Below are 22,665 nucleotides of genomic sequence, written 5' to 3'. Positions count from 1 at the left end.
GCCTAGGGGCGGTATCGCCAATCGGAGTGCTGCGGCGCCGATTTTGCCAATGCTTGATTTGACGGCGCCTTGTCCGGCTCCGTACAGCGTATATAATTTAGCCAGCCACTAACAGAAGGCAGGCGAAATTGCCGCTTAGCGTCCAGACACGCCGCGAGAAACAAAAGGCCGAACTGCGCTCCGAACTTGTCGATGCGGCGCATAAGCTCGTGCAGGAGGAAGGCTATGAAGGCCTCACCATCCGCAAGCTGGCCAAGCGCGTCGGCTATGCGCCGATGTCGGTCTATTCCTATTTTGCCGACAAGCAGGACATTCTGTTCGCACTGGCCGAGGATGCGTTCGAGACTCTGGCCAAGCGTATCGAGAATCACGCGGCCGACGATCCGATCGAGGCGCTGCAGGTGGTCATGACCGAATATGCGGCCTTCGGCCTCGGCAATCCCAACGAATATCGCACGGTGTTCATGACCGAAAAGACCAAGCCGCCGGAAGGCAGGACCTTCGCCGAGATGCAAGAGGGCAACCCGTTGATGAAGGTGCTGATCAAAAGGGTCGAGGCCTGCCTTGCCGCCGGCAGGCTCAAGGGCGACCCACGCGCGATCGCCACCATGCTGTGGGCGGTCGGCCACGGCACGATCTCGCTGCTGATCACCTTTCCGTTCTACCCGTTCGGCGACCAGCAGGCTTTCGTAGAGCGGATGTGCGACTTCACGCTTGCCGGGCTGGCCACGCAAGAAGTGCCGCCGCTGACCGAGACGCCGGTCAACTGCTGAAGGGGTTCTTCGGTTTCGGATAGCTGAAGATCTTGTACGGCACGGGTGAACGGCGTCCCATGCGCAACTCGGCGCGTGCCGGCGCGACACGATTCCAAAGATTCAACTAAAGTTGTTCGTACATGTACGACTTCCGGCTTGAACCCCGCGATTGTCGGGCGTACATGTACGCCATGTCGTACATGTACGAAAAAGTTCAGCCGCCGAAACCGGAGACAGACGATGAAAAAGATAACCCTCGCCCTCGTGGCCGTCCTGGCATTCTCGGGCGCGGCCTTCGCCGGCCAGAGCCAGCCCGGCAAGCAGGCGCCGGCCGCCTGCGCCGACACTAGCGTCAAGCTCGATTGCGGCGCGACCGGATCGGTGGAGAAGGCAGGCTCGGCCACTCGCGATGGCTCGACTGAAAACAAGGACCCGCGGCTCGGCATCGACATCGATCCGTGGATCGTGCCCAGCACGTTCTGATGTTCGAAAACAAATGGCGGCAGGAAACCTGACCGCCCGTTTTCGTGGCCATTTCAGCCCGACTCCGCCGGAGCTGATGGAAGTTATCTCCTGCGCTTCTTCATTCCGGCCACGATCTTGGCCTTGCCGGGTCTTGCGGGAGCGCCGGAAATGGAAGTCCCGGTGATCGACACCGGATCGCTGGCCGGAAACGTGTCCTCGAGCCCTTCCTCGAGCTCCTCTTCAATGTTTGGTTCGTCGTGCTGCTCGTGTTCGAACGAGCGCACGGCCGGCGTCTTCTGGACCGGTGGATTCGGCGCGGATTTCGACGGCATCGACATTCTCCCTCGGCTTGCTCCGGCTCCCTCGACTTGCTCCGGCAACGGCCGAGCGCAGCGAGTATTCCTAAGCCGCTGCGTCGCGGGCCGCCTCCGACAGGAAAGTAAAGACATAATCGGAAAAGGAACGCCAGCATTCAACGCGGAACGCGTCGGTCGCGGTGCGCAGCAGCACGATTTCGACCTTGCCCAGAATGGTGCGCGACGCCGCGCCTACCGGAAAGGCGTCGAGCGACAGATCCTGCGGACAGCCTGAATTGATAGTCGCCGCCGCTGCCGGGCCGGTGACCGTTGTGGCAACGTTGCGATGCGAGATGCCGACCGCAGAATGCAGCACTGTCACCTCGGCGCAGTCAGCGAGCGGGTCTCTTCCCACCTCATCGATGACCAGCCATTCGTCTGGCCCAAGCCACAACGCCGTGCGCCCGGCCTTCGCCGCCGAGGTTTTGGGTTTTCGCGGCAGGGTCACGCCGAGCGCCTTCGAAAGCGCCGCGACCGAAGCGTCCGGCGCGCGCAGCGAAATGCGCTCCGCCGGTGGCAACACCGCAAGTACGACGCCGGTTGCGGAAAGCTCCTGACCGGCGAGAACCGGCCGGCGTTCGACCGACGGCGCAGCGGCGGCAGATTTCTTCGTGGCAGCCTTAGCCATTGAGGCGCTCCCCCTTCTCGTCGAAGAACACCATGCCGGTGACCTCCACCTCGATCGTCCCGTTGGGCATCGGCACGTAAAGCGTCTCACCTATCCGGTCGCGGCCGCCGGCAACCAGAGCCAGCGCGATCGAGCGGCCGCAATTTTCCGACCAATAGCTCGAGGTGACATGGCCGATCATGGTCATCGGGATCGCCTGCTTCGGATCGCCGACGATCTGCGCGCCTTCTTCCAGCACCACCTTAGGGTCTTTGGTCTTCAGGCCGACCAACTGCTTGCGGCCCTTGGCGACAAGGTCCGGCCGCGCCATGCCGCGAATGCCGACGAAATCGGTCTTCTTCTTGCCGACCGCCCAGTCGAGCCCGGCATCGTTTGGCGTCACCGTGCCGTCGGTGTCCTGGCCGACGATGATGTAGCCCTTTTCGGCACGCAGCACGTGCATCGCGTCGGTGCCGTAGGCACAGGCGCCATGCTTCTGGCCCTCGGCCCACAGCGCTTCCCAGACGGCCTGGCCGTAATCGGCGGGCACGTTGACCTCGAAGCCGCGCTCGCCGGTGAATGACATCCGGAACAGCCTTGTCGGCACGCCGCAGATCTTGCCTTCGCGCACCGACATATGCGGCAGCGCCTCGTCCGACATGTCTATGCCCTCGACCAGCGGCGCGATGATTTCCCGCGACTTCGGCCCCTGCACGGCGATCACCGCCCACTGCTCGGTGATCGAGGTCAGCCAGACGTTGAGGTGCGGGAACTCGGTCTGGAGGTAATCCTCCATATGGTTCATGACACGCGGCGCACCACCCGTCGTTGTCGTTACATGCAAGCGGTCGGGTGCAAGCCTGCCAACGACACCGTCGTCATAGATGAAACCGTCCTCGCGCAGCATGATACCATAGCGGCAGCGGCCGGGCTCCAGTTTCTCCCACGGATTGGTGTAGAGCAGTTCCATGAATTTGGCCGCATCCGGCCCGACCACCTCGATCTTGCCAAGCGTCGAGGCGTCGAACAGGCCGGCCGTTTTGCGCACGGTGACACACTCGCGATCGACGGCGGCGTGCATGTCCTCGCCCGTCTTTGGAAAATACCAGGCGCGCTTCCATTGGCCGACATCCTCGAACACCGCACCTTGAGCCTCGGCCCAGGGATGGATCGCCGTCTCGCGGGTCGGGTCGAAGAGCGGACCCCGCGCATGGCCGACGATCGAGCCGAAGGTCACCGGCGTGTAGGGCGCCCGGAACGTCGTCAGGCCGACTTGCGGGATCGGCTTGCCGAGGGTCTCGGCGGCGATTGCCAGACCATGCATGTTCGAGGTCTTGCCCTGGTCGGTCGCCATGCCGTTGGTGGTGAAGCGCTTGACGTGCTCGATCGAGCGCATGCCTTCATGCACTGCCTGACGGATGTCCTTGGCGGTGACGTCGTTTTGAAAATCGACAAAGGCCTTGACCGTCGTATCCGGCCCGGCGCCGGGCGCCGCACCGAGCATATCGCGCGACCAGTTCTCGCTGGCATCGACCTTCGGCTTGGTTCCCTTGGCGGTGTTGGCGCCGGCATCCTTGGCCGCCTTGGCGCCCGCTGCATAGGCCTCGTCGATCGTCGCCGACAACCCGTCCGTGCCGTTGCAGGCGCCGACGGAGACGCAGTCCTGCGCATAGATACCGGGCACGAAGCGCTTGGTCTCATCATTGAAGGCAACCTTGCCGCGCGATTGCGAGAACAGATGCACCGACGGTGTCCAGCCGGCCGACATCAGGATCGCGTCGACCGGGATGGTGCGCTCGCCGCCGCCATTCTTCGGCTGCACGGTCATCGACGAGATGCGCAATTTGCCGCCGGCGCGGATCACCGCGCGGCCGAAATTGACCTCGATGCCGAGCGCCCTCGCCTCGTCGATTACCGGTCCGGTCGGGTGGTCGCGCAAATCGACTATAGCCGCCACGCCGACACCGGCTTTCTTCAGGTCGATCGCCGCCGCATAGGCGGAATCATTGGCCGTATAGACGCCGACATTCCTGCCGACCGCGACGCCGTAATGATTGAGATAGGTGCGCGCCGCCGAGGCCAGCATGATGCCGGGCCGGTCGTTGTCGGCAAACACCATATGCCGCTCGATGGCGCCTGTCGCCAGCACCACGCGTTTGGCGCGAACCTGCCACAGCCGCTCGCGCGGCAGGTCGCGGCCGGGGTTCTGCAGATGATCGCTGACGCGCTCGACCAGCCCGACGAAATTCTGCGCATAATAGCCGAAGGCCGTGGTGCGGGACAGCACGCGGACATTGTCCATCGCCTTGAGCTTGGCGACTGCACCTTGCGCCCAGGCAAAACCGTCCTGGCCGTCGATCCTGGCACCGCTCTCGAAATGCAGGCTGCCGCCGAAATCCGCCTGCTCGTCAGCAAGGATGACGCGCACGCCGGTTTCGGCCGCGGCAAGTGCCGTGGCGATGCCGGCAGCGCCTCCGCCCAGCACCAGGACGTCGCAATGGGCGTAGCGCGCCGAATAATGGTCGGGATCCGGCAGGTCGGGGGCGACGCCGAGGCCGGCCGCAGCCCTGATCTTGGGCTCGTAAAAGTTTTTCCAGGCGGACTTCGGCCACATGAAGGTCTTGTAGTAGAAGCCGGCCGAAAGCAGCGGTGAGGCGACGTCGCCGACCGCACTGACGTCGAAGGACAGCGACGGCCAGCGGTTCTGTGACTGCGCCGTCAGCCCGTCATAGAGCTCCTGCACGGTGGCGCGAACATTTGGTGTCTTGCGCGCTGTGTCGCGCTTGATCTCAACCAGCGCGTTGGGCTCTTCCGCCCCAGCGGACAGAAAGCCGCGCGGACGATGATATTTGAACGAGCGGCCGACCAGATGGACGCCATTGGCGAGCAGCGCCGACGCCAGCGTATCGCCCTCGACACCGGCATAGGACCGGCCGTCGAAGCTGAAGCGGGTCGTCTCCGCCTGCTTGAGGCGCCCGGCGCCGGGAATGCGGAACGCTGCGATCATTCGGAGGCTCCCGGTAGCTTCGCCGGCTTCGGCTCGCCGGCCTTGTAGGTCATCAGGAACCTGTCGCTGACGGTATCGCGCACGGCATTGAAGAACCGCGCGCAGCCATGCATGTGCCGCCAGCGCTCATAGATAATGCCTTTGGGATTCGAGCGGATGAAGAAGAACTTTTCGAAGTCGTCATCGCTTGTCGCGGCCATATCTGCCGAACGCGCAATATGCGCCTCGCCGGCGTTGCGAAATTCGAGTTCCGGACGCTCTTCCTCGCAATAGGGGCAGCGTATGAGAAGCATGGTTGTTCCTACAATTCGCCATGGCCGACGCGGGCGCCGACCGGTTGATCGCAAAGCCGCTGGCCCAACATCACCAAGCGGGCCATCATCAGTGCGCCACCGCTGCCGCTGCCGCCTCGTCGATGAGGCGGCCGGTGCGGAAGCGCTCGATGGTGAAGGGCGCGTTGATCGGGTGCGGATCGTCCCTGGCGATGGTGTGGGCAAAGACATGACCCGAGCCCGGCGTCGCCTTGAAGCCGCCGGTGCCCCAGCCGCAATTGACAAAGAGGCCGGGCACCGGCGTCTTGGCCAGGATCGGCGAGCGATCGGGCGTCACGTCGACGATGCCGCCCCACGAGCGCAGCATCTTCATGCGCGTGAACATCGGGAACATCTCGCAGATGGCATCGAGCGTGTGCTGCAGGATATGCAAGCCGCCGGTCTGCGAATAGGAGATATATTGGTCGGTGCCGGCGCCGATGACCAGCTCGCCCTTGTCGGACTGCGAGATATAGGCGTGCACCGTGTTCGACATCACCACGCAGGGGAATACCGGCTTGACCGGCTCCGACACCAGCGCCTGCAGCGGATAGCTTTCCAGCGGCATGCGCACGCCGGCCATGTTCATGATGACGGACGAATGGCCGGCCGCAACGACACCGACTTTCTTGGCGCCGATGAAGCCGCGCGTCGTCTCGACGCCGGTGACCGCGCCGTTCGGCGCCCGCTTGACGCCGGTGACCTCGCAATTCTGGATGATGTGGACGCCGCGCGCCGAAGCGCCGCGCGCATAGCCCCAGGCGACGGCATCGTGGCGCGCCGTGCCGCCGCGACGCTGCAGGGTCGCGCCCATCACCGGATAGCGGGCATCGCGCGAAATGTTGAGCGGCGGGCAGAATTCCTTGGCGGCTTCCGGCGTCAGCCATTCGTTGTCGATGCCGTTCAGCCGATTGGCATGGACGTGGCGTTTCAGCACCTGGATGTCGTGCACATTGTGCGCCAGCATCATCACGCCGCGCGGCGAATACATGACGTTGTAGTTGAGCTCCTGGCTGAGCCCATCCCACAGTTTTAGCGCATGGTCGTAGATGCCGGCGCTCTCGTCATAAAGATAGTTGGAGCGGATGATGGTGGTGTTGCGGCCGGTATTGCCGCCGCCGAGCCAGCCCTTTTCCAGCACCGCGACATTGGTGATGCCGTGCACCGTGGCGAGATAATAGGCGGTGGCCAGGCCATGGCCGCCGGCGCCGACGATGATGACGTCGTACTCCTTCTTCGGCTCGGGTGAAGACCACTGCTCCTCCCAGCCCTTGTGGCCGCGCATGGCCTCGCGGGCGATGGCGAATACAGAGTATTTTTTCAACGTTCTGGCCTCGCAGATAGCGGCCTGGCATCCAATCGAGCCCGGCGCGCGAGGTGTATCACTAGCGAAACAGCGCTGCCACCCTTGCGCTGTTTGCGACGGCGCTTGCCGTTTTGCGCCGCGACAAAAAAGACCCGCGCGATCCGGCCGGGCCGACGCTGCATCCGGAACGCCTTCGCAGGTATCGGGTGGCTCGCGCCACCTCGATCTGCGACCAAGCATCCGAATGCCGGCGAAAGCTGGCGCGAAAAAAGGATGCAAAAAAATGCTCGCTCTCGCCAACAAGGTCGCCATCGTCACCGGCGGCAATTCCGGCATCGGCCGCGCTACGGCAAAACTCTTTGCCGAGGAAGGCGCCAAGGTGGTCGTCGCTGCCCGTCGCCAGGCAGAGCTGGACGCGCTCGTCACGGAAATCGAGGAGGCCGACGGCACCGCCATTGCTCTTGCCGGCGACGTCCGCGACGAGGCCTACGCCAAGGCCCTTGTCGACCTTGCGGTCGGCCGGTTCGGCGGGTTGGACATCGCCTTCAACAACGCCGGCTCCGTCGGCAAGACGGGTTCGATTTCGGAGTTGTCGCTGGAGGGATGGCGAGAGACGCTCGACACCAACCTGACCAGCGCATTCCTTGGTGCAAAATATCAGGTGCCGGCGATGGTCGAACGCGGCGGCGGATCGCTGATCTTCACCTCTACCTTCGTCGGCCACACGGTCGGCTTGCCCGGCATGACCAGCTATGCCGCAAGCAAGGCCGGGCTGATCGGATTGACGCAGGTGCTTGCCGCCGAATATGGCGCCAAAGGCGTGCGGGTCAACGCACTTTTGCCGGGCGGCACCGACACGCCTTCGGCAACGTTCAAGACCCCTGAATCGCGAGCCTTCGTCGAAAACCTGCATGCCTTGAAGCGGGTCGCCGAGCCTGAGGAGATCGCCCGCTCAGCGCTCTATCTGGCGTCGGATGCATCGAGCTTCACCACCGGATCCGCGCTGTTTGCCGATGGCGGCGTCTCGATCAGCCGGACGTGAGGCGTTTCCCGCGTGGGCGAGCAAGCGGCAATGTCGCAAAAAGCGGTCTTGCTTTCCAGCGCGATTTGGCGATTTCTTCGGACACTTCTGTTCGAACACGGGCCTAAAACATGCTGCTGATCAGGACCTACATCGCTGCTAGCGCAATCGAGGGCGTCGGCGTGTTCGCCGCCGAGCCGATCAGCAAGGGAGCGTCGATCTGGCAGCTCGATCCGGATTTCGACCGGCTGATCCCGATGGAAAAATATGAGGCGGCGCCGCCGCACCTCAGAGAATTGCTCGACAGATATGCCTATCCAAGCCCCGACCGGCCCGGATTCATGGTCTATGAAGTCGACAATGGCCGCTTTATGAACCATTCCGAAAGGCCGAATACGGATTTTTCGCAGTATGGCGGGGCGACCGCGATCCGCGACATAGCCGCGGGCGAGGAAATAACCTGCGACTACGGCGAGTTCTTCGAGGATTTCGAGCGGCTTCATTTGGCCACAGCATCATAGCGGTCCGGTTTGCGTCTGTGGAGGAGCATCGCACAGCCCGGAGCGGCGATCGGCTCCGGGCCACATTTCCATTCCCAGATTAGTTCCGGTGGGCGTGCGGCTCGTCGGTGTGGCGGCCGTCATACTGCAGGTCCAGCTCGCGAATCGCCTCCTTGCCTTTCTTCGGATCGACACGCCTGAGAAGCGCGTCGATCTTGGCCTCCATCCGGTCGGTGCTCTCCTTCGATTGCGGCGATCCGACGAAGAGCAGGAACGCCAAGCCACCCACCTGCCAGAGCAGCTGCAGGAATTCCGACTGCCAGTTCTCGAGCGTGTCGCGGCTCATCTCGATCAGATAGCCGCCAAACTCGGGCGGCTGGCCGAGCGCTTGCTGCTCGTCGAGAAAGGCGAACCAGCCGAAAACCCAGTGGCCGACGATCGAAATGATGAAGAAGCCGAGGGTAATCCAGGCATAGCTGTAAGCCCGCCACACCGAAGGTCGTTTCACGTTGCCCGCCGGCCTGTTGTCCTCATCGTTTGGCATTGTCGCTGTCCGACCCCGAGCGAGCCAGGAACTGCTCCGTAGTCGCGGGCAGCTTGTTTTTCAGCCACTCGGCCATCGCCTCCTCCTCACGCAGATTTTCCTCGCAGGCCCGGGCGACTTCTGTTTCGCCTAGGGATTCTGCGGCTGCAATGAGGATCGTGTAGGAGGCGATCTCCATATGCTCGAAGGTGTAGCTCGCCAGTGAGCCTTTCATCACCTCGTCGCCGGCGAAGACGCCGCTTAGCGACTGCGCCATCGCCAGCAGCTTGCCGCCGGCGTCCTTCAGCGTGGATGTATCCTCGCCCATTCTTTCGAGGCAGGTTCTGAGGCGCGCGGCTTGCCCTCTCGTCTCGTTGAGGTGCAGGCTGATGCGCTCACGGAGTTCGGGATAACTCTCCAGCCGGCTCAGCTGGCCGTTCAGCATGGTTTCGGCCTGCTCCTCCATCGCATGCGCGTCCCTGAGCCACTGGACGAGCCATTCACGGGTCTCTGACATCGGTTTTCTCCTGTGCTTGCGTATGCGAAACAACCATGGGGAACGAGGTTTGTTCCTTCGTCGATAAAGCCGGGCGGACCGTTTTGCCGGATTAAGGCAGCAAGAATTTATCGGTGGCGGAGAAAACGCCGCGATCGCTCTCATCGGCGCGGAGAGCCCGCCCGAGAAGGTAAATCTACTACCAGGAGTCGTAATTCCTTGCTTTTTGACGGCAGTTATGCTATTGATTTGCGCATGGTGCTGATTGCGCCGACGACCCGCCGCCGAGGCGGGTTTTTCGTTTCGGCAGTGGACAGAGCGGCATGATTCTGCTATCAGCCGCCACAATTCGTGGTGTAGACCGCCGCGGAGGCAAGCGACTATGGCCACTTGCCTGTTATTAACAAACCCGAAAGACAGGATTGCCCGTGCAGGTACTCGTCCGCGACAACAATGTTGATCAGGCGCTTCGCGCGCTCAAGAAAAAGATGCAGCGCGAAGGCATCTTCCGCGAAATGAAGATGCGCGGACATTATGAGAAGCCTTCCGAGAAGCGCGCCCGCGAAAAGGCGGAAGCCGTTCGCCGCGCCCGCAAGCTGGCCCGCAAGCGCGCTCAGCGCGAGGGTCTGCTGCCGATGACGCCGCGCCCGGTGGCGGCTGGTACTGCTGGTGCCGGTGCTCCGCGTCCGCCGCGGTTCTGACGCCAATTTTTCGTCCTTTTCGAAGGATACCCAGGGTGGCGCGATGCGTAATCGCCGCCACCTTTTTGTTGAATTCGACCAGTTCGGAGAGGGCCGGTTCGGAGACGGAACAGACCTGACGGCGCGGCGGGCAGTGAGGACAGAGCAGACATGAATGCAACAAGCGTGGAGCGCAGAACCCCAATGCGCGGCTTCGCCCTGACGGCAGCCCTGCTTTCCGGCTTGGCGCTCGCCGGCTGCCAGACAGCCCCGACCGGCGAATTCACCAACATCGACAAGGCACAAGGGTCGGCCGAGAACATCTCCTCGCTGTCGGCCGTTATCCAGCGCAGTCCCCAGGATCCCGAAGGCTACAATGTGCGCGGCTCGGCCTATGGCCGGGGCGGCCAGTATCAGGCGGCGCTCAAGGATTTCGACACCGCCATCCAGCTCAATCCGAATTTCTACCAGGCCTATTCGAACCGCGCTCTCATCCAGCGCTTCCTCGGCGACCAGGCGGCCGCGCTTGCCGACTACAACCGCTCGATCCAGATCAATCCCGACTATGACGCCGCCTATATCGGCCGCGGCAATCTCTACCGCAAAGCCGGCCGCATCCAGGAAGCGTTCAACGATTTCCAGAAGGCGATCCAGCTCGACACGACAGATGCGCGTGCCTATCACAATCGCGGCCTGATCTATCAGAGCCAGGGCCAGCACGCTTTCGCCATCGAGGATTTCTCGACCGCCATCTCGCTGGCGCCGGACGCCGCCGAACCCTACAATGGCCGCGGCCTCTCCTACCTCGCCATGAACGACGAGGACAATGCCTTCGCCGACATCAACATGGCGATCAAGCTCGACGGCAAGAATGCCGAGGCCTGGTCCAACCAGGCGCTGATCTACGAGCGGCGCGGCGACAAGGCCAAGGCGGCAAAATCCTACCGCGAGGCAGTGCGCCTCAACCCCACCTACCAGCCGGCCAAGGACGGCCTGGCCCGCACCAGCACCGGCTGACCGACGGCGGCGTTTCGGCCTGATATGGCAGGCCTGCCGTTTGGCATCGCTTCGAAACCTTCAATGACTGCGCATTGACGCCCGCCTTGATCGCGCCAAGTTTTCGGCGGAACGCTCGGGACGCCTAGCCTTTGTTCAAGGCAATTCGCGAAAGGACCCCTCTCATGATCAAGAAACTCGCCTGTGCCGCCGCCCTCGCCGCCACGGTGCTCGCTGCCCCTGCCAGCGCGGGCAGGCTGGAGCTCGGCGTGCTCGACTGCACCATCGACGGCGGCACCGGCTACATCGTCACATCCAACAAAGGCGTGGCCTGCACCTTTCGCCCTCATCATGGCGGTCCGCCCGAAGCCTATACCGGGGTCATTTCCAAACTTGGCGTCGACGTCGGCAGGACGCACCAGGGCGAATTGATTTGGGCGGTTCTGGCGGCCACCCGTGATCGTAATTCCGGCGATCTTGCCGGCAGCTATTATGGCGTCAACGCCGAGGCCAGCCTGGTGACTGGCGGCGGCGCCAACCTTCTGGTCGGCGGACTGAACAGCGCCTTCTCGCTGCAGCCTCTCAACGTACAGGCGCAGACCGGCGTCAACCTGGCAGTCGCCGTCACCTCACTGGAGCTGGTCCACTCTTTCAAATAAGCGCCATAGCTGCGGCGCGGAACAGGATTAGACTGTTCCGCGCCGCATGATTTTGTGGGCCCGTGCTAAGACGTTCTTCGCTGAGACCATGATCGCCAATCTTCGATCACCCTGACTTCCCGCCAGTATCTCAGCGCACCCGCCAAAAAACCGCTTGAGCTCAACTGCGGTTGAGGTTCTACAACCCGTCCTCGAAGCGCCGCGTGCCCGTTGGAGACGAAGAGCGCTCCACCATTTTTTGAATCGGCGTATAAGAAAGTTTGGGAGGGCCGGGTGACCGAAACCAGCACAAACAGGGTCGATTGGCGCGCGCTGTGGGCGAGCGGCGATCTGGCGCGCTTCTGCTTCATCAGCCTCGGCATCCTGCTGCACGCCACCAACGAAACCATGGTGGCAACGGTGATGCCGGCCATGGTCGGCGACCTCGCCGGCGTTCAGCTGGTCGGCTGGTCGCTGGCGATCTACGAGCTCGGCGCCATCGTCGCCGGCGCCGCAGCCGGACGGCTGGTTAGTTATGTCGCGCTGCGCTCCAACATGGTGGTCGCTGCCCTGCTCTATGCCGCCGGTGCCCTGGTCTGTGCCATCGCGCCCTCCATGCCGCTGTTCCTGACCGGGCGCCTGATCGAGGGTTTTGGCGGCGGCGCGCTGGTGTCGCTGGCCTTCGTCTCGGTCGAGCGGCTGTTTCCACGCGCCATCTGGCCGCAGCTTTTCGGCGTCATGTCGGCGATCTGGGGCGTCGCCGCCTTCAGCGGGCCGCTGCTCGGTGCGTTGATGACCGAGTTGCTCTCCTGGCGTTGGGCTTTCGGCGTCTTCACGGTCGGCGGCGCGGTCATGGCGCTGGCGAGCTTCATCGTGCTCGACACGCCTGAGGCAACCAGGCCGCAGGCGATCACTGGAACGGCCCCGCCCTTCCCCTTTGCCGCGCTCGGCTGCCTGGCCGTCAGCGTCGTGCTGATCGCCACGGCCGGTGTCGACATTGCCCTGCTGCGCTCGTCCCTGCTGCTTACCCTCGGCCTGATCGGGCTTGCGATGTTCATCCGCATAGATGCGCTGAAGCCGGACTCGCGGCTGTTCCCGTCGCGGCTGTTCTCATGGCGCTCGCCGGTCGGCGCAGGCATGACCATGGTCGCCGCCTTTTCCGTGGCGACCTGTTCCTTCGCCGTCTATGGACCGCTGCTTCTGACCAGCCTGCACGGCATTCCGATCCTGACCACCGGCTACATCATCGCCGCCGAATCGATCGCCTGGTCGATCCTGTCGATTCTCGTCGCCAATGCGCCGCCGGAGCGCGAGAGGCTGATCATCACCGGCGGCGCACTGATGATCGCGACCGGCATCGCCGGTTTCGCCTATGCCGTGCCGGCGGGTTCGATTCCGCTGATCCTGTTCTGCGCCCTGCTGCAGGGCGGCGGCTTCGGCATTGCCTGGCCCTTCGTCACCCGCGTGATCGTGGCATCGGCCAGGGAGGGCGAGCAGACGATCGCCTCTGCCGCTGTGCCGACGATGCAGCGCATCGGCTATGCGGTCGGTGCAGCACTGACCGGCATCGTCGCCAACGCCAGCGGTTTTTCCGAAGGCCTGAACCGTGAGGCGGCGGCGAACGTCGCCACCTGGCTGTTCCTCGCCTTCGTGCCACTGGGGATTCTGGGATGCCTCGCCGCCCTCAGGATCTCGGGACCGGCAGCCCGGCCACAGGAAGCGACGGGCTAGACAGTAATCGTCTTAAGCTGCTCGGCGATCAGTGTTGCAAGCCGCGTCGCCACCTCGTCCTTGCTCATCTCGGGCCATTCGTCGACACCGGTCTTCGAGACGATCCGCACCCGGTTGCGGTCACCGCCCATCACCCCACCCTCCTGGGACACGTCGTTGGCGACGATGAAATCGGCGCCCTTCTTCGCAAGCTTGGCCTCGGCGTTCCGGACGAGATCCTGCGTCTCGGCGGCAAAGCCGACGACCAGGCTGGGCCGCTTCTTGTGGTGACCGACACCGGCAAGAATATCAGGGTTTTCGATCATCTGCAGCGCCGGCGGCCCCTCGCCCGCCACCTTCTTGATCTTCTCGCCGGCCGAAGTTTCGCTGCGCCAGTCGGCGACCGCCGCGACGAACACGGCCGCGTCCGCCGGCAGCAGCTGTTCGACCGCGTCCTTCATCTCGTTTGCGGTTTCGACATGCAGCGTGGTCACGCCGGCCGGATCAGCAATGCCGACCGGACCGGAGACGAGGCGCACATCGGCGCCCAGCCTGGCCAGCGCCGCCGCGATGGCATGGCCCTGCTTGCCGGACGAACGGTTGGCGATGTATCGCACCGGGTCGATCGGCTCATGCGTCGGCCCTGAGGTGACGATGATCTTTCTGCCTGCCAGCGGCTTCGGCCTGATATCGAGCAGCGCCTCGATAGCGGCGACGATTTCCAGCGGCTCGGCCATGCGGCCTTCGCCCGCCTCGTTGTTCTCGGCCATCTCGCCCTTCGCCGGGCCAATGAATGCGATGCCGTCCTTCTGCAACGTCGCGCGGTTGCGCCGGGTCGCCGGATGCGACCACATTTTTGGGTTCATGGCCGGTGCCATCAAAACCCGCTTGTCGGTGGCGAGAAGCACAGTGGAGGCGAGGTCGTTGGCGTGGCCGTTGGCAAGCTTCGCCATCAGATCGGCGGTGGCCGGCGCCACGACCGCAAGGTCGGCCTCGCGCGACAGGCGGATATGGCCGACATCGTGCTCGTCATTGCGATCGAACAAATCGGTGAAGACGTGGTCGGCCGACAGCGCTCCAACCGATAGCGTGGTCACGAATTCCTGCGCCGCGGCGGTCATGACGACACGCACGGCGGCGCCCCGCTCGCGCAGCCGACGGATCAGGTCGAGCGCCTTATAGGCGGCGATACCACCGCCGATGATCAGCAGGATGCGCTTGCCGGAAAGGATCATGCCAAAGACCAGTGCTTGTCCGATGTCATGCCGGCTTCAGCGCCGGTTCGATATCGGTATGGATGAAATCGTCGCCCTTGAAAAGCAGCGGCAGGTTTCGGGTTTTGGCCAGAGCGTAGGCGAAGCAGTCGCCCATGTTGAGGTTGGCACGATGGCCAGCACCTCGGCCATACAGTGCATAGGCTTCAATTCCGGCTTGCGCATGTTCGGCGGAGAGCGCGACGATCGTAACTTTGAGCCTAGCAAGAAGACCCGTCAACTCGGCCGTGCCGGCCGCGCCATAGCGTCGGACAATTACTGTGCCGCATTCCATCAGAGTCGCGGCGCTCATCAATATCCGTTGATTTCCTGCGAGGCGCTGGGCGATTGCCGGAGCATCGGGCTCCTGCTTCAGGATGGCCACGATCGCTGAGGTGTCGACCACCACAGTCATTCTTCCTCTATGAAGGACCAGAGGTCATCCGTGAATTTCTTCTGATCAAAATCTACTCGTTGCAGTCGTCGGCCGTATTCGAGGATTTCCTCCGCCGTAACAAAATCCCCATCACGTTCTTTGGCGACTGCCACGTCCTTCAGCAACAGATTTCTTGCCTCCTGCTCCATTGACACGCCATGTCTGGCAGCCCGCTCGCGCAGCTTTTGCTTCAGATCGTCGTCGAGATTGCGAATGGTCAGGGTGCCCATAACTACCCTTGCCCCCGTGTCGTCGGTCTGAACTTGGCTTCGTCCTCGGCTGCAATGCCCGACCAGTCGAAACCCTTGGTGGTCGGAAGCCCAACGGATGCGGCGAGCACGTCCCGCGCCTCCTGCTCCATGGAAACGCCACGCGCAGCGCCACGCTCACGCAGTCGCCGCATGACACTCTCATCCACATTGCGGACAGTAATCCGGGCCATGATCGCGCTCCCGCGACCTAATATAGCGATCTCGAAGCATGGCTGCAATGACAGCACTGCTGCCACTGCTAGCATTTCAGAGCAGCTTCCAGGCGATATAGACCAGCGTCAGCGCCATCACCCACAGCGCCAGCCGGCCGGAGCGCGTATGGCGCGCCTCGGCCTTGCCGATGGCGTGCGCCGTCCTTTCATCGAAGCGCAGCCCGTGTTCGGCCATCAGATCGATCTCGCGCGACAGCCGCTCGGTGCGGGCGGCGAGGTCCGGCGCCTGGCGGACCAGCGCCAGCAGCGCGCTGGCGCCGTCGCGTGCGTCGGCCAGCAGGGCACGCGGGCCGAGATTGGCTGATATCCAGCCTCCGACCACTGGTTCGGAGGTCTTCCACATGTTGAAGGCCGGGTCGAGAGTGCGGGCGACGCCCTCGACCACCACCATAGTCTTCTGCAGCAGCACCAGTTCGGAGCGCGTCGCCATATCGAAGAGATCGGTCACCTCGAACAGAAGCGCCAAGAGCTTGGCCATCGAGATGGTCTCGGCCGGCTGGCCGTGGATCGGCTCGCCGATGGCGCGGATCGCCTGGGCGAACGCCGCGACATTATGCCGGCGCGGCACGTAGCCGGCCTCGAAATGCACTTCGGCGACGCGCAGATAGTCACGGGTGATGAAGCCGTAGAGGATTTCGGCGAGAAAACGGCGCTCCTTCTTGCCGAGCCGGCCGGCAATGCCGAGATCGACAGCGACAATGGTGCCGTCGGGCTCGACGAACAGGTTTCCGGGATGCATGTCGGCATGGAAAAAACCGTCGCGCAGCGTATGGCGCAGGAACGACTGGACCAGATTGGCGGCGATCGCCTTCAGATCGTGGCCGGCGGCAGCGAGGCCGGCAATATCGTTCATCTTGATGCCGTCGACCCATTCCATGGTCAGCACGTCGCGGCCGGTGCGTTCCCAATCGACGGACGGGACGCGAAAGCCGGGATCGTCCTTGGTGTTCTCGCCGAGCTCCGAAAGCGCTGCCGCCTCGAGCCTCAGATCCATTTCGATCTTGGTGGTCTGCGCCAGCGTCTCGGTCACTTCGACCGGCCGCAGCCGACGCGACGACGGGATGTATTTTTCCTGGAGACGAGCGGCGAGGAAATAGCTTTCGAGATCGCGAAAGAAGCGGCGGCGCACGCCTGGCCGGATGACCTTCACCGCCACCCGCGAACCGACGCCGTTCTCCAGGGTTTCCGCGATATGGACCTGGGCGATCGAGGCCGCGGCGACGGCCTCGCCAAAACTGGCGTAGAGTTCGCCGACCTTGCGCCCGAGCGAGGCCTCTATCGCCGCAATGGCCTCGGCCTGCGGAAATGTCTGCATCTTGTCCTGCAGCATGGCGAGATCGAGCGCTATGTCGTTGCCGACGACATCGGGCCGGGTCGCCAGGAACTGGCCGAGCTTGACATAGGATGGGCCGAGCCGGACGACGGCCTTGGCCAGCCGGTCGCCACGCTCATAAGCAAGCGCGCGGCGGCGGGTGAACAGCCGCGCCATCCGCCAGCCGAATTTCGGCAGGCCGAAGAGCTCGTCGCCCGGCAGCGCCGCGACGACGCCTTCGCGGACCAGAACCCAGCCGGCCCGCACGAGCCTGAAACCAGCGCCGACACTGCTCATGACTGCGCTCGCCTCAAAGCTTCCAGCCCGAATGAAGCGCAGCTATGCCGCCGGAATAATTGCGAAAAGACGCGCGGTCGAAACCGGCGCGGGAAATCATCGCCGCAAAATTCTGCTGATTGGGAAATTTGCGGATCGATTCGACCAGATAGGAATAGGGCTCGTCGTCACCGGTCACCGCCTTGCCGATCCTGGGGATGGCGTTGAACGACCACGCCTCATAGACCTTGTCGAGCAACGGCATGTCGACCTCCGAAAATTCGAGGCAGAGAAAGCGCCCGCCGGGCTTGAGCACGCGATAGGCTTCCGCAAGCGCCACATCGATGCGCGGCACGTTGCGAATGCCGAAAGCGATCGTGTAGGCGTCGAAACTGGCCCCAGTGAAAGGCAGCTCCTCGGCATTGGCTTCGACGAAATCGGTATTTGCCGTCAGGCCCTTTTTCTCGGCCCGGTCGCGGCCGACGGCGAGCATCGAGCCGTTGATGTCGAGAACCGTGGCATGGGCGTTCCTGCCGCTCGCCTCGACGATGCGGAAGGCGATGTCGCCGGTGCCGCCGGCAACGTCGAGAACGCTCCAGCCCGGTCGTTTCGGTGGATTGAGCCATGTGACCATGGCGTCCTTCCAAAGCCGGTGCAGGCCGGCCGACATCAGGTCGTTCATCAGATCGTAGCGGTTCGCCACCTTGTGGAAAACGTCGTTGACCAGGGACTGCTTCTCGCCCGCCCCTACACGCTTGAAACCATAGGAGGTCTCCATGCCGCCAACGGCCGTGGTTCTCTCAACCGACATTATTTTTGATCCGCCATAAAACCGGCGGGACCATAGCCGATCGATGGTGCCGACGCTATTGTTTAAGGCGCGGTGTTCGGCCGCGCTTCTCGGTCGTGAATCGTACTTATGTCGACGAGCTGGACAGACCTGACGGGATGATTGCATGCCTTTGAAAGCGGAACTGCACTGCCATATCGAAGGGGCAGCGGCGCCCGAACTCGTCATCCGCCAGGCGCAGAAATACGGCAAGGACACCTCGCCCTACATTCAGAACGGCTCTTTCGTCTGGCACGATTTCACCTCCTTCCTCGCCGCCTATGACTTCTCCTCCGACCTGTTCCGCACGGAAGAAGACTATGCGCGGCTGGCCGATCATTACCTGACCAGCCTCGCCCGCGACGGCGCCATCTATTCCGAGATCTTCACCTCGCCGGACCACGCCGGCAAGGCCGGCCTGTCGCCCAAGGCCTATACGGACGCGCTCGGCGAAGGCATGGCGCGCGCCAAGGCCAAGACCGGCATCGAGGGCCGCATGATCGTCACCGGCGTGCGCAACGCCGGCGTCGAATCGATCGAGCAGGCGGCGCGCTTCGCGGCCCGCTGCGGGCATCCGCTGGTCACCGGCTTCGGCGTCGCCGGCGACGAGCGGATGGGCGATCTGGAGGATTATGTCAGGGCCTTCGAAATCGCGCGCGAGGCCGGCCTCGGCATCACCGTCCATGCCGGCGAACTGATGGGCTGGGAGAGCGTCGAGGCCGCACTCGACCACATCCGCCCCGCCCGCATCGGCCATGGCGTGCGCGCCATCGAGAATCCCGACCTTGTCCGGCGCATCGCCGACGAAGGCGTCGTGCTCGAGTGCTGTCCGAGTTCAAACATCGAGCTGAAGGTCTTCGACAGTTTCGCCGATCATCCTTTTCCGGCGCTGCAGGCGGCGGGCTGCAAGGTGACGCTCAACTCCGACGATCCGCCCTATTTCTGGACGTCGCTGAAGCGCGAATACGACAATGCCGCAGAGCATTTTTCGATGAACGACAAGGCGCTCGCCGCCGTCACCAGAACTGCCATCGAGGCCGCCTTCGTTGACAGGAAGACCAAGGCAATGCTGCTGGGCCGGCTCGACGTCAAGAGCAGGTGAATGGTGAATGGTGAATGGTTCACCCGGCGCTTCGGTCCGTCAACCGCGAGTTTTTCCGCTGAACCAAGGACTCGCAAACCTATTCACTATTCACTATTCACCATTCACTAACTGCGCAGCTAGGAGAACACCATGCAGGGCGTCACTGTCGTCGACCACCCGCTTGTCCAGCACAAGCTGACCATCATGCGCAAGAAGGAAACCTCGACGGCCGGCTTCCGGCGGCTGCTGCGCGAGATTTCGCTGCTGCTCGGCTACGAGGTCACCCGCAACCTCGAACTGACGACGACGACGATCGAAACGCCGATCGAGACGATGGAAGCGCCGACGCTGGAGGGCAAGAAGCTGGTCTTCGCCTCGGTGCTGCGCGCCGGCAACGGCTTGCTCGAAGGCCTGCTCGACCTGGTGCCGGCGGCGCGCGTCGCCCATATCGGTCTCTACCGCGACCACGAAACGCTGGAAGCGGTCGAGTATTTCTTCAAGGCGCCGAGCGATCTCGCCGACCGGCTGGTGATCGTCGTCGACCCGATGCTGGCGACCGCCAATTCGGCGATCGCGGCGATCGACAAGCTGAAAGGGCGCGGCGCCACCAACATCCGCTTCCTCTGTCTGCTGGCCTCGCCAGAGGGCCTCGAGCGGTTCACCAAGGCGCATCCCGATGTCCCGGTCTTCACCGCTTCCATCGACCGCCAGCTCAACGAGAAGGGCTACATCATGCCCGGCCTCGGTGACGCCGGCGATCGTATGTACGGGACCAAATGACCGTGCCACTCGTTTACTGATCATTTACGCAAACGACCGCTTTCCGCGTCCATTAAAGCGGCAAACACCATGTCGCTATAAGCATGGGCCTTCATGAAGGCCCGTCCATGCTGCGCAATCTTCTCATCCTTGGCGTGCTCGCCGTAACATCGGCGTCGTTCCCGATGCTCTATCAGTCGAATCCGCAGATGTTCGATGGCCTGCTGAAATCGGCGGTCGGGGCCAGGCCGGCGGTCGAAACGCAAACGGACCTGAATCTTGCCACGGTTCGCGACAGACCGGCGACACCGCAGCCGCTCGGCCGTAAGGTCGTGGTCACGGCGGACGCGCGCGGGCATTTCACGTCGGCGTTCAAGCTCAACGGCCGTCAGGTCGACGGCATGATCGACACCGGCGCGACGCTCGTCGCCATCAACAGTTCGACGGCACGCAGGATCGGCATTTCGCTGAACGCGTCGGACTTCAAACACGAGGTAAACACCGCGAACGGGGCGATCAAGGCTGCCCTGGTTACCGTCGATCGGCTGCAGATCGGCAAAATCACGGTCGACGGCGTCCAGGCGGTAGTGCTCGACGACAAGGCGCTGCGCACCAATTTGATCGGCCTGAGTTTTCTCCAGCGGCTTGAAAAATACCAGGTCGAAAACGGCGCGCTGCTGCTCGTCCAGTGATCACCCGCGCGGCAGGATCCGCCGGATGACGGTTTTTTCCGCGGGCGGCTTCGAAGCGCCGATCGCATAGGCCGAAAGCACGGCGGCCGCGGCCGCTTCGGCATCCCCGGCATTGCGGGCATGGACAAGCGCCAGCGCCTCGCCGGCGCGCACCTCCGCGCCGACCGGCAGCAGCCTGGTGATGCCGACCGCATGGTCGATCCTGTCGTCCGGCCGTGTGCGCCCGCCGCCAAGCCCGACGACGGCGAGCCCGATGTCCCGGGTGGCGATGCCGGTGACGAAGCCGTTTTCGGTCGCCTTGACCGCGAACTCCGTCGCCGCCTTCGGCAGGTATTTTTCCGGATTCTCGACGAAGTCGGCCGGACCGCCGAGCGCCGCCACCATGCGCGCGAAGACGGCGGCCGCACCGCCGCCGGCTAGCGTCTCGGCGGCGCGCCGCATGCCGTCCTGGTTGGACGAGACCAGCCCGGCCGACTGCAGCATGTCTGCGGCCAGTGCCAGCGTCACATCCTCCAGTCGCCGGTCGCGGAAGCGGCCGGTGAGAAAATCGACGGCATTGCGCACCTCGACCGCGTTGCCGGCTGCCGACGCCAGCGGCTCGTTCATGCCGGTGACGAGTGCTGAGGTCTTCAGTCCGGCGCCATTGGCGACTTCGACCAGGCTGTTCGCCAGTGTTGTTGCGTCACGGGATTTTTCCATGAAGGCGCCGTTGCCGACCTTCACGTCGAGCACCAGCGATTGCAGGCCAGCGGCCAGCTTCTTTGACAGGATCGAGGCGGTGATCAGCGGCACCGATTCGACGGTTCCCGTCACGTCGCGGATCGCATAGAGCCTGCGGTCGGCAGGCGCGAGATCGGCGGTCTGGCCGATGATGGCGCAGCCGGCTTCGAGCACCGCCTTGCGGAAGCCCGCAACATCCGGCTGGCTGATATAGCCGGGGATGGCATCCATCTTGTCCAGCGTGCCGCCGGTATGGCCGAGGCTGCGGCCGGAAATCATCGGCACATAGGCGCCGCAGGCGGCGACGATCGGCGCCACCATCAGCGAGACATTGTCGCCGACGCCGCCTGTCGAATGTTTGTCGGTGACCGGGCCCGGCAGGTCCGACCAGTCGAGCACGTCGCCGGAATCGCGCATCGCCAGCGTCAGCGCCACCGCCTCGTCGCGGCTCATGCCGTTGAAGAACACTGCCATGGCGAAGGCCCCGACCTGCCCGTCCGAGACGGTGCCTGCAGTCACGCCTTCGATGAAGCTGGCGATCTCCTGCGTCAACAGCTTGTGGCCGTCGCGCTTGCTGCGGATGATTTCCTGGGGAAGCATCAGGCCGGGACCTTACGCTCCGGCAGCCCGTCTTCGAACACACGCTGGAGAATGGTCGCCAGCCGCGCGCCGCCGACCGGCGCCATGTCCTTGGTCTCCTGGTGCGAAAGCTCCGCCCCGGTCATCCCTGCGGCGAGATTGGTGATGATCGAACAGGCGGCGACGCGCAGGCCGAGGAAACGGGCGAGAATAACCTCCGGCACGGTCGACATACCGACCGCGTTGGCACCCATGATGCGCGCCATGCGGATCTCGGCGGGCGTCTCGAAGCACGGCCCGGAAAACCACATATAGACCCCCTTGTGCAGGGCGGTAGCCGTCGCCTTCGCCGCCGTCTCGATCGCCGCGCGAAGGCCGGCATCGTAGGCTTCGGTCAGGCCGACGAAGCGGCGGTCGCTCGGCTCGCCGATCAGCGGGTTGGAGCCGGAGAAATTGATGTGGTCGGTGATCAGCATCACCGAGCCCGGCCCCATGTCCGGATCGACCGAGCCGGCGGCATTGGTGAGGATCAGTTTCGAGATGCCGAGGCCGGCGAGCACCTCCAGCGCCGGCCGCATCGCAGCGGCGTTGCCGTGCTCGTAGTAGTGGGCGCGGCCGGACAGCATCAGCACTGGCGTGCCGGCAAAATGTCCCGCCACCACCTCGCCGGCATGGCCGGTAACGCCGCTTCGGGGAAAGCCCGGCAATTCGGCATAGGAAACGCGGACAGGATCCTCGACCTGGTCGACAAGCCCGCCAAGTCCCGAACCCAGCACCAGCGCGGTGGCGGGCGCCAGCCCGTCCAGCCTTTCGACGAGACGATCAAGCGCTTCCTTCATTTCAACCAGCTCTTCATTTCAACCAGCTCTT

26 protein-coding genes are annotated in these 22,665 nt (G+C 63.7%); 11 read left to right on the top strand and 15 right to left on the bottom strand.

Translation table 11 applies throughout. The features are described from left to right. Positions 1-128 precede the first annotated feature (128 nt). On the top strand, positions 129-773 hold the full coding sequence (locus tag NKH36_RS28855) for a TetR/AcrR family transcriptional regulator (protein WP_352964486.1): 645 nt from the start codon (positions 129-131) through the stop codon (positions 771-773). A 222-nt stretch (positions 774-995) separates the two neighbouring features. Next, positions 996-1,238: a DUF680 domain-containing protein gene (locus NKH36_RS28850; RefSeq protein ID WP_352964483.1), complete on the top strand. Its 243-nt coding sequence runs from the start codon at positions 996-998 to the stop codon at positions 1,236-1,238. An 83-nt stretch (positions 1,239-1,321) separates the two neighbouring features. Here NKH36_RS28850 and NKH36_RS28845 read toward each other — a convergent pair whose 3' ends face one another. The 5 genes from NKH36_RS28845 to NKH36_RS28825 all read right to left on the bottom strand — a co-directional run bounded on the left by NKH36_RS28845 (position 1,322) and on the right by NKH36_RS28825 (position 6,825). After that, on the bottom strand, positions 1,322-1,552 hold the full coding sequence (locus NKH36_RS28845) for a hypothetical protein (protein WP_352964481.1): 231 nt from the start codon (positions 1,550-1,552) through the stop codon (positions 1,322-1,324). A 70-nt stretch (positions 1,553-1,622) separates the two neighbouring features. Then, entirely contained in the window at positions 1,623-2,204 is a 582-nt protein-coding gene (locus NKH36_RS28840) for a sarcosine oxidase subunit gamma (RefSeq protein WP_352964478.1), read from the bottom strand. Then, a complete protein-coding gene (locus tag NKH36_RS28835; protein WP_352964475.1) occupies positions 2,197-5,190 on the bottom strand; it encodes a sarcosine oxidase subunit alpha in 2,994 nt (997 codons plus the stop codon). Before NKH36_RS28835 ends, NKH36_RS28840 begins: the two co-directional genes overlap by 8 nt. After that, the gene (locus NKH36_RS28830; protein ID WP_023797525.1) at positions 5,187-5,483 is read right to left on the bottom strand and encodes a sarcosine oxidase subunit delta; all 297 of its coding nucleotides are present in this window, start codon (positions 5,481-5,483) and stop codon (positions 5,187-5,189) included. Before NKH36_RS28830 ends, NKH36_RS28835 begins: the two co-directional genes overlap by 4 nt. Before the next feature lie 88 nt (positions 5,484-5,571). Beyond that, positions 5,572-6,825, bottom strand: a complete 1,254-nt coding sequence (locus NKH36_RS28825) for a sarcosine oxidase subunit beta (RefSeq protein WP_352954507.1) — start codon at positions 6,823-6,825, stop codon at positions 5,572-5,574. Positions 6,826-7,090: 265 nt separating this feature from the next. Here NKH36_RS28825 and NKH36_RS28820 point away from each other — a divergent pair, with 265 nt between their 5' ends. Then, a complete protein-coding gene (locus NKH36_RS28820; protein ID WP_352964471.1) occupies positions 7,091-7,849 on the top strand; it encodes an SDR family oxidoreductase in 759 nt (252 codons plus the stop codon). 110 nt (positions 7,850-7,959) lie between these two features. After that, a complete protein-coding gene (locus NKH36_RS28815; RefSeq protein ID WP_352964468.1) occupies positions 7,960-8,349 on the top strand; it encodes an SET domain-containing protein in 390 nt (129 codons plus the stop codon). 79 nt (positions 8,350-8,428) lie between these two features. Here the strand turns inward: NKH36_RS28815 and NKH36_RS28810 are convergent, their stop codons facing one another. Both NKH36_RS28810 and NKH36_RS28805 read right to left on the bottom strand, forming a co-directional pair. Continuing rightward, a complete protein-coding gene (locus NKH36_RS28810; RefSeq protein WP_352964465.1) occupies positions 8,429-8,872 on the bottom strand; it encodes a DUF6766 family protein in 444 nt (147 codons plus the stop codon). Then, on the bottom strand, positions 8,859-9,368 hold the full coding sequence (locus NKH36_RS28805; RefSeq protein WP_352954512.1) for a ferritin-like domain-containing protein: 510 nt from the start codon (positions 9,366-9,368) through the stop codon (positions 8,859-8,861). The genes NKH36_RS28810 and NKH36_RS28805 overlap by 14 nt, the downstream gene beginning before the upstream one ends. 407 nt (positions 9,369-9,775) lie before the next feature. Here NKH36_RS28805 and rpsU point away from each other — a divergent pair, with 407 nt between their 5' ends. The 4 genes from rpsU (at position 9,776) to NKH36_RS28785 (ending at position 13,392) form a co-directional block, all read left to right on the top strand. Beyond that, positions 9,776-10,048 carry a 30S ribosomal protein S21 gene (rpsU, locus tag NKH36_RS28800; protein ID WP_065011082.1) on the top strand — a complete coding sequence of 91 codons (273 nt, stop codon included), beginning with the start codon at positions 9,776-9,778 and terminating at the stop codon, positions 10,046-10,048. A gap of 150 nt (positions 10,049-10,198) precedes the next feature. After that, positions 10,199-11,044, top strand: a complete 846-nt coding sequence (locus NKH36_RS28795) for a tetratricopeptide repeat protein (RefSeq protein ID WP_352954513.1) — start codon at positions 10,199-10,201, stop codon at positions 11,042-11,044. A 164-nt stretch (positions 11,045-11,208) separates the two neighbouring features. Continuing rightward, positions 11,209-11,682, top strand: coding sequence for a DUF992 domain-containing protein (locus tag NKH36_RS28790; protein WP_352954514.1), 474 nt, complete (start codon positions 11,209-11,211; stop codon positions 11,680-11,682). Positions 11,683-11,955: 273 nt separating this feature from the next. After that, positions 11,956-13,392 carry an MFS transporter gene (locus NKH36_RS28785; RefSeq protein WP_352964461.1) on the top strand — a complete coding sequence of 479 codons (1,437 nt, stop codon included), beginning with the start codon at positions 11,956-11,958 and terminating at the stop codon, positions 13,390-13,392. Here the strand turns inward: NKH36_RS28785 and coaBC are convergent. The 6 genes from coaBC to ubiE all read right to left on the bottom strand — a co-directional run bounded on the left by coaBC (position 13,389) and on the right by ubiE (position 17,943). Continuing rightward, a complete protein-coding gene (gene coaBC / locus NKH36_RS28780) occupies positions 13,389-14,606 on the bottom strand; it encodes a bifunctional phosphopantothenoylcysteine decarboxylase/phosphopantothenate--cysteine ligase CoaBC (RefSeq protein ID WP_352954534.1) in 1,218 nt (405 codons plus the stop codon). The genes NKH36_RS28785 and coaBC overlap by 4 nt on opposite strands. A gap of 25 nt (positions 14,607-14,631) precedes the next feature. Beyond that, positions 14,632-15,039 carry a type II toxin-antitoxin system VapC family toxin gene (locus tag NKH36_RS28775; RefSeq protein ID WP_352954516.1) on the bottom strand — a complete coding sequence of 136 codons (408 nt, stop codon included), beginning with the start codon at positions 15,037-15,039 and terminating at the stop codon, positions 14,632-14,634. Continuing rightward, on the bottom strand, positions 15,036-15,290 hold the full coding sequence (locus NKH36_RS28770; RefSeq protein ID WP_352954517.1) for a FitA-like ribbon-helix-helix domain-containing protein: 255 nt from the start codon (positions 15,288-15,290) through the stop codon (positions 15,036-15,038). The genes NKH36_RS28775 and NKH36_RS28770 overlap by 4 nt, the downstream gene beginning before the upstream one ends. Before the next feature lie 2 nt (positions 15,291-15,292). Further along, the gene (locus NKH36_RS28765; RefSeq protein WP_352954518.1) at positions 15,293-15,502 is read right to left on the bottom strand and encodes a FitA-like ribbon-helix-helix domain-containing protein; all 210 of its coding nucleotides are present in this window, start codon (positions 15,500-15,502) and stop codon (positions 15,293-15,295) included. Positions 15,503-15,578: 76 nt separating this feature from the next. Then, positions 15,579-17,153: a 2-polyprenylphenol 6-hydroxylase gene (ubiB, locus tag NKH36_RS28760; RefSeq protein WP_352964456.1), complete on the bottom strand. Its 1,575-nt coding sequence runs from the start codon at positions 17,151-17,153 to the stop codon at positions 15,579-15,581. Between the two features lie 13 nt (positions 17,154-17,166). Continuing rightward, positions 17,167-17,943 (bottom strand): bifunctional demethylmenaquinone methyltransferase/2-methoxy-6-polyprenyl-1,4-benzoquinol methylase UbiE, encoded by a 777-nt coding sequence (ubiE, locus tag NKH36_RS28755; protein WP_352964454.1) that lies wholly within the window; start codon positions 17,941-17,943, stop codon positions 17,167-17,169. A gap of 145 nt (positions 17,944-18,088) precedes the next feature. On the opposite strand from ubiE, the gene NKH36_RS28750 reads away from it, so the two are divergent. From NKH36_RS28750 to NKH36_RS28740, 3 genes are all read left to right on the top strand, one after another. Beyond that, on the top strand, positions 18,089-19,063 hold the full coding sequence (locus NKH36_RS28750) for an adenosine deaminase (protein ID WP_352964451.1): 975 nt from the start codon (positions 18,089-18,091) through the stop codon (positions 19,061-19,063). Between the two features lie 132 nt (positions 19,064-19,195). Then, a complete protein-coding gene (gene upp, locus NKH36_RS28745) occupies positions 19,196-19,825 on the top strand; it encodes a uracil phosphoribosyltransferase (RefSeq protein ID WP_352954522.1) in 630 nt (209 codons plus the stop codon). Positions 19,826-19,932: 107 nt separating this feature from the next. Beyond that, the gene (locus NKH36_RS28740; RefSeq protein ID WP_352964448.1) at positions 19,933-20,496 is read left to right on the top strand and encodes a TIGR02281 family clan AA aspartic protease; all 564 of its coding nucleotides are present in this window, start codon (positions 19,933-19,935) and stop codon (positions 20,494-20,496) included. Here NKH36_RS28740 and deoA read toward each other — a convergent pair whose 3' ends face one another. Then, complete coding sequence (deoA, locus tag NKH36_RS28735; RefSeq protein WP_352965428.1) at positions 20,497-21,816, bottom strand: thymidine phosphorylase; 1,320 nt, start codon at positions 21,814-21,816, stop codon at positions 20,497-20,499. It lies immediately after the preceding gene. Beyond that, entirely contained in the window at positions 21,816-22,634 is an 819-nt protein-coding gene (locus tag NKH36_RS28730; protein WP_352965426.1) for a purine-nucleoside phosphorylase, read from the bottom strand. The genes deoA and NKH36_RS28730 overlap by 1 nt, the downstream gene beginning before the upstream one ends. Positions 22,635-22,665: the final 31 nt, after the last annotated feature.

It is taken from the genome of Mesorhizobium sp. M1312 (assembly GCF_040318115.1).
Lineage (GTDB): Bacteria > Pseudomonadota > Alphaproteobacteria > Rhizobiales > Rhizobiaceae > Mesorhizobium.
The sequence above is the reverse complement of the archived record's forward strand: the minus strand, read 5'-3'. Positions and strand labels throughout refer to the sequence as shown.

Excerpts from the sequence above, each read along its gene's own strand:
- NKH36_RS28850 (WP_352964483.1), top strand. The coding sequence starts at position 996 with ATGAAAAAGATAACCCTCGCCCTCGTGGCCGTCCTGGCATTCTCGGGC.
- NKH36_RS28845 (WP_352964481.1), bottom strand. The coding sequence starts at position 1,552 with ATGCCGTCGAAATCCGCGCCGAATCCACCGGTCCAGAAGACGCCGGCC.
- NKH36_RS28840 (WP_352964478.1), bottom strand. The coding sequence starts at position 2,204 with ATGGCTAAGGCTGCCACGAAGAAATCTGCCGCCGCTGCGCCGTCGGTC.
- NKH36_RS28835 (WP_352964475.1), bottom strand. The coding sequence starts at position 5,190 with ATGATCGCAGCGTTCCGCATTCCCGGCGCCGGGCGCCTCAAGCAGGCG.
- NKH36_RS28830 (WP_023797525.1), bottom strand. The coding sequence starts at position 5,483 with ATGCTTCTCATACGCTGCCCCTATTGCGAGGAAGAGCGTCCGGAACTC.
- NKH36_RS28820 (WP_352964471.1), top strand. The coding sequence starts at position 7,091 with ATGCTCGCTCTCGCCAACAAGGTCGCCATCGTCACCGGCGGCAATTCC.
- NKH36_RS28815 (WP_352964468.1), top strand. The coding sequence starts at position 7,960 with ATGCTGCTGATCAGGACCTACATCGCTGCTAGCGCAATCGAGGGCGTC.
- NKH36_RS28810 (WP_352964465.1), bottom strand. The coding sequence starts at position 8,872 with ATGCCAAACGATGAGGACAACAGGCCGGCGGGCAACGTGAAACGACCT.
- NKH36_RS28805 (WP_352954512.1), bottom strand. The coding sequence starts at position 9,368 with ATGTCAGAGACCCGTGAATGGCTCGTCCAGTGGCTCAGGGACGCGCAT.
- NKH36_RS28795 (WP_352954513.1), top strand. The coding sequence starts at position 10,199 with ATGAATGCAACAAGCGTGGAGCGCAGAACCCCAATGCGCGGCTTCGCC.
- NKH36_RS28790 (WP_352954514.1), top strand. The coding sequence starts at position 11,209 with ATGATCAAGAAACTCGCCTGTGCCGCCGCCCTCGCCGCCACGGTGCTC.
- coaBC (WP_352954534.1), bottom strand. The coding sequence starts at position 14,606 with ATGATCCTTTCCGGCAAGCGCATCCTGCTGATCATCGGCGGTGGTATC.
- NKH36_RS28775 (WP_352954516.1), bottom strand. The coding sequence starts at position 15,039 with ATGACTGTGGTGGTCGACACCTCAGCGATCGTGGCCATCCTGAAGCAG.
- NKH36_RS28770 (WP_352954517.1), bottom strand. The coding sequence starts at position 15,290 with ATGGGCACCCTGACCATTCGCAATCTCGACGACGATCTGAAGCAAAAG.
- NKH36_RS28765 (WP_352954518.1), bottom strand. The coding sequence starts at position 15,502 with ATGGCCCGGATTACTGTCCGCAATGTGGATGAGAGTGTCATGCGGCGA.
- ubiB (WP_352964456.1), bottom strand. The coding sequence starts at position 17,153 with ATGAGCAGTGTCGGCGCTGGTTTCAGGCTCGTGCGGGCCGGCTGGGTT.
- ubiE (WP_352964454.1), bottom strand. The coding sequence starts at position 17,943 with ATGTCGGTTGAGAGAACCACGGCCGTTGGCGGCATGGAGACCTCCTAT.
- NKH36_RS28750 (WP_352964451.1), top strand. The coding sequence starts at position 18,089 with ATGCCTTTGAAAGCGGAACTGCACTGCCATATCGAAGGGGCAGCGGCG.
- upp (WP_352954522.1), top strand. The coding sequence starts at position 19,196 with ATGCAGGGCGTCACTGTCGTCGACCACCCGCTTGTCCAGCACAAGCTG.
- NKH36_RS28740 (WP_352964448.1), top strand. The coding sequence starts at position 19,933 with ATGCTGCGCAATCTTCTCATCCTTGGCGTGCTCGCCGTAACATCGGCG.
- deoA (WP_352965428.1), bottom strand. The coding sequence starts at position 21,816 with ATGCTTCCCCAGGAAATCATCCGCAGCAAGCGCGACGGCCACAAGCTG.
- NKH36_RS28730 (WP_352965426.1), bottom strand. The coding sequence starts at position 22,634 with ATGAAGGAAGCGCTTGATCGTCTCGTCGAAAGGCTGGACGGGCTGGCG.